The 3,799-nt window shown below is 60.8% G+C and carries 2 protein-coding genes; both read left to right on the forward strand.

Going from position 1 to position 3,799, the window contains the following annotated elements:
• The first annotated feature begins 172 nt into the window (after window positions 1-172).
• The gene (locus A0251_RS17045) at window positions 173-3,316 is read left to right on the forward strand and encodes an efflux RND transporter permease subunit (RefSeq protein WP_062818035.1); all 3,144 of its coding nucleotides are present in this window, start codon (window positions 173-175) and stop codon (window positions 3,314-3,316) included.
• A gap of 291 nt (window positions 3,317-3,607) precedes the next feature.
• The coding region (locus A0251_RS17660) for a hypothetical protein (RefSeq protein ID WP_231874274.1) at window positions 3,608-3,799 on the forward strand (192 nt) is incomplete at its 3' end.

Genomic DNA, 3,799 nt, shown 5'->3' on the forward strand with positions numbered 1-3,799 from the left:
CCGGTGATGATGCCATGTGCGGCCTCTCTGGAAGGTCCCCTCTCCCTTGAGGGGAGAGGGACAGGGAGAGGGTGAGAGGCTCCAAACGCAGATCAATGATCCAGCGTTGCTCCCCAGTCTTCACATCCAGAAGCGCCGCAGCAAAAAACACCGGCAGGTCCAGGAGACCACCATGTTCAACAAACTAATCGACTGGGCGGTAAACAGCCGCCTCATTGTATTGCTGTTACTGGTCATCACCATCGGCGTGATCGGCTGGCAACTCCCCAACCTGAAACTGGATGCCTTCCCGGACGTTACCAATGTGCAGGTACAGGTGAACACCGAAGCGGAAGGCCTGGCCGCGGAAGAAGTGGAGCAGCTGATCACCTACCCCATCGAGGCGGTGATGTACGCGTTGCCCCAGGTGGACGAGGTGCGCTCCATTTCCAAGACCGGCCTGTCCATCGTCACCGTGGTGTTCGAGGAAGGCACCGATATCTACTTCGCCCGCCAGCTGGTGTTCGAAAGGCTGCAGGCGGCGCGGGAAGATATTCCCGAAGGCGTGGGCACCCCGGAAATGGGCCCCAACACCTCCGGGCTTGGTCAGGTCTATCAATACCTGCTCACCGCCCAACCCGGCTCCGGGGTGGATGCCATGCAACTGCGCAGTCTTAACGACTGGGTGGTGAAGCTGTTGCTGATGCCGGTGGGCGGCGTCACCGATGTGCTCAGCTACGGCGGTGACGTGCGCCAGTATCAGGTGAACGTGAATCCCACCCGCCTGCTGGCCTACGACCTGACCCTGCAACAGGTCATGGACGCCATCGCCGCCAACAACCGCAACGCCGGCGGCTGGTATCTGGATCGCGGGGCCGAACAACTGGTCATCCGCGGCATGGGCTGGGTGGGCAGCGGCGAGCAGGGGCTCGGCGACATTGCTGCCATTCCCCTCAAGGAAGTGGACGGCACCCAGGTGCGCGTCAGTGACGTGGCAAAGGTGAAATTCGGCGGCGAGATCCGTCAGGGCGCGCTCACCATGACCCGCCGCGCTGCCAACGGCGAACCGGAAGCGTTGGGCGAAGTGGTGGCGGGCATCGTGCTCAAGCGCATGGGGGCCAACACCAAGGCCACCATCGATGGCATCAAGGATCGCGAAGCGCGCATCCGCCAGGCCCTGCCCGACGGGGTGGAATTCCAGGTGTTCTACGACCAGGCCGATCTGGTGGAAAAAGCCGTGGGCACTGTGGTCACCGCCTTGCTGCTGGCCTTTGTGTTTATCGTCATCGTGCTGGCGCTGTTCCTCATGAATCTCCGCGCCACCGCCCTGGTGCTGTTGTCCATTCCTCTGTCCATTGGCCTGGCGCTACTGGTCATGGCCAGCCTGGACATGTCCGCCAACCTCATGTCCCTGGGCGGCCTGGCCGTGGCCATCGGCATGCTGGTGGATGGCTCCGTGGTGATGGTGGAAAACATCTTCAAGCACCTGAGCCGGGTAGAGGGCAGCCACGACCAACCGGGCGGCATCGCCCTGCGCGTGAAGGACGCCGCCCAGGAAGTGGCCCGCCCGGTGTTCTTCGCCGCCAGCATTATTCTGGTGGTGTTCATGCCCCTGTTCGCCTTCGAAGGGGTGGAAGCGAAAATGTTCGTGCCCATGGCTATCAGCATCATGCTCGCCATGGCCGCCGCCGTGCTGGTGGCGTTGATCGTGGTGCCGGCCCTGGCGGGCTTCCTGTTCCGCCACGGCGTGGAAGACAAACCCAACCGGCTGATGCAGTGGCTGGAAGCCCGCTACCGCGCCGTGCTGGCCAGGGCCATGCAGGCGCGCAAAATGGTCATCGGCGGCGCGGTAGGGCTGTTCGCCCTGGCGCTGGCCACCACGCCTTTTATCGGCACCGAGTTCGTGCCGGTACTGGAAGAAGGCACCCTGGCCCTGCGCGTGACCCTGGCGCCGTCCTCCAGCCTCGATACCGCGTTAGCCGTGGGCGAAAAACTGGAACAGGAAATCATGACCTTCCCGGAAGTCACCTATGCACTCAGCCGGGTAGGGCGCGCGGAAATCGGCGGCGATCCGGAGCCGGTGAGCAACGTGGAAATCTACATCGGCCTCAAGCCGGTGAGTGAATGGGAAAGCGCCAGCAGTCGTCTCGAGTTGCAGGAAAAAATTCAGCAAAAGCTCGACGTGCATCCGGGCCTGTTGCTCAACTTTTCCCAGCCCATCGCCATGCGCGTGGACGAACTGCTCTCCGGCGTCAAAGCCCAGCTGGCCATCAAGCTGTTCGGCCCGGACCTGGCCGTGCTTCAGGAAAAAGGCGAAGCCATCACCCAGGTCGTGAAAGCCGTGGACGGTGCCACCGACGTGCAACTGGAACAGATAGCCGGGGAAGCCCAACTGGTGGTCACCCCGGATCGTAACGCCCTCAGCCGCTATGGCCTTAGCGTCAATCAGGTCATGGATCTGGTCAGCAATGGCCTCGGTGGCGGCAGCGCCGGGCAGGTGATCAACGGCAACGAACGCTACGACATCTATGTGCGCCTGGAACAAAGCGCCCGCAACAACGCTGAGGCCATCCGCAACCTGCGCCTGAAAGCCGCCGACGGTGCCTGGGTGCGCCTCATGGAGGTGGCGGATGTATCCCTGGTGTCCGGCCCGCCGCAGATCAGCCGCGACGACGTGCAACGCCGCGTAGTCATCCAGGCCAACGTGGCCGGTCGCGATATGGGCTCCGTGGTAGCCGACATTCAAAGCGCCATCGATACTGACGTGGACCTGCCCGCCGGCTACAGCGTGGATATCGGCGGCCAGTACGAAAACCAGCAGCGTGCCCAGCAACGCCTGGCCATGGTGGTGCCCGTGGCTGTGGGCCTGATCGCCCTGTTGCTCTACTTCGCCTTCGGCTCCGTGGCCCAGGCCGCCCTGATCCTGGTCAACGTGCCCCTGGCCCTCATCGGCGGCATCCTCGCCCTGGCAATCAGCGGCCAGTACCTGTCCGTGCCCAGTTCGGTGGGCTTTATTACTTTGTTTGGGGTAGCGGTGTTGAATGGGGTGGTGATGGTGGAAGCCATCAATCATCGCCTGCGCGATGGCGAAGCGCTGGAGACGGCGATCTTCGAAGGTGCCGTCTCGCGGCTACGCCCGGTATTGATGACGGCGCTTACCTCCATGTTGGGGCTGATTCCCATGTTGTTGGCGACGGGCGTGGGCAGTGAAGTGCAGCGGCCATTGGCGGTGGTCATTGTCGGCGGCCTGGTGTCGGCCACGGCGTTGACGTTGTTGGTGTTGCCGAGTCTTTATGGGGTGTTTTCGAAGGAGAAGGTGGGGGAATTACAGCGATAAGCCGTTATCCCCGGCCTTGCGGGCCGGGGATAAGGTCCCGTTTTTCACCCGCGCGCACGTTGAATTTGTAGGATATGGCTTACAGAAATTTGTAAGTAGCTGAGATAAGGTTGTTTTTCCGAAAAGCGGATGCAAGAAAAGTCTGTTGAGAGTGATTTCTGCTTGTAGGGCAAGTCACTGATTGGTAGTCAATTTTTTGGGGTTCTTGGGCCAGGCTAGATCGGAGATATACAGCAAAGTGATATATCGCATCTGCAATTGGATAAACTGTTAGCCATCAGGAGTCTAGATTTGAACCTTAGCGGCACTGCAATCATCGAATGTCAAAAATGCTCCAACGAGCTCGCTATTGATGGTTCGGACATTTGTATGGATGCGGTTAGCTCCGAGGAACGAGGAATGGGGCCTGAGGTTGGTTATGAGGGAGAGCTCGAATGCGAGTGTCCAAAATGTGGTAATAACGTGTTGATTCGCCATAGTGCT

Origin of the sequence: Alcanivorax sp. NBRC 102024, from assembly GCF_001602235.1 — a bacterium.
Classification (GTDB): Bacteria; Pseudomonadota; Gammaproteobacteria; order Pseudomonadales; family Alcanivoracaceae; genus Alcanivorax.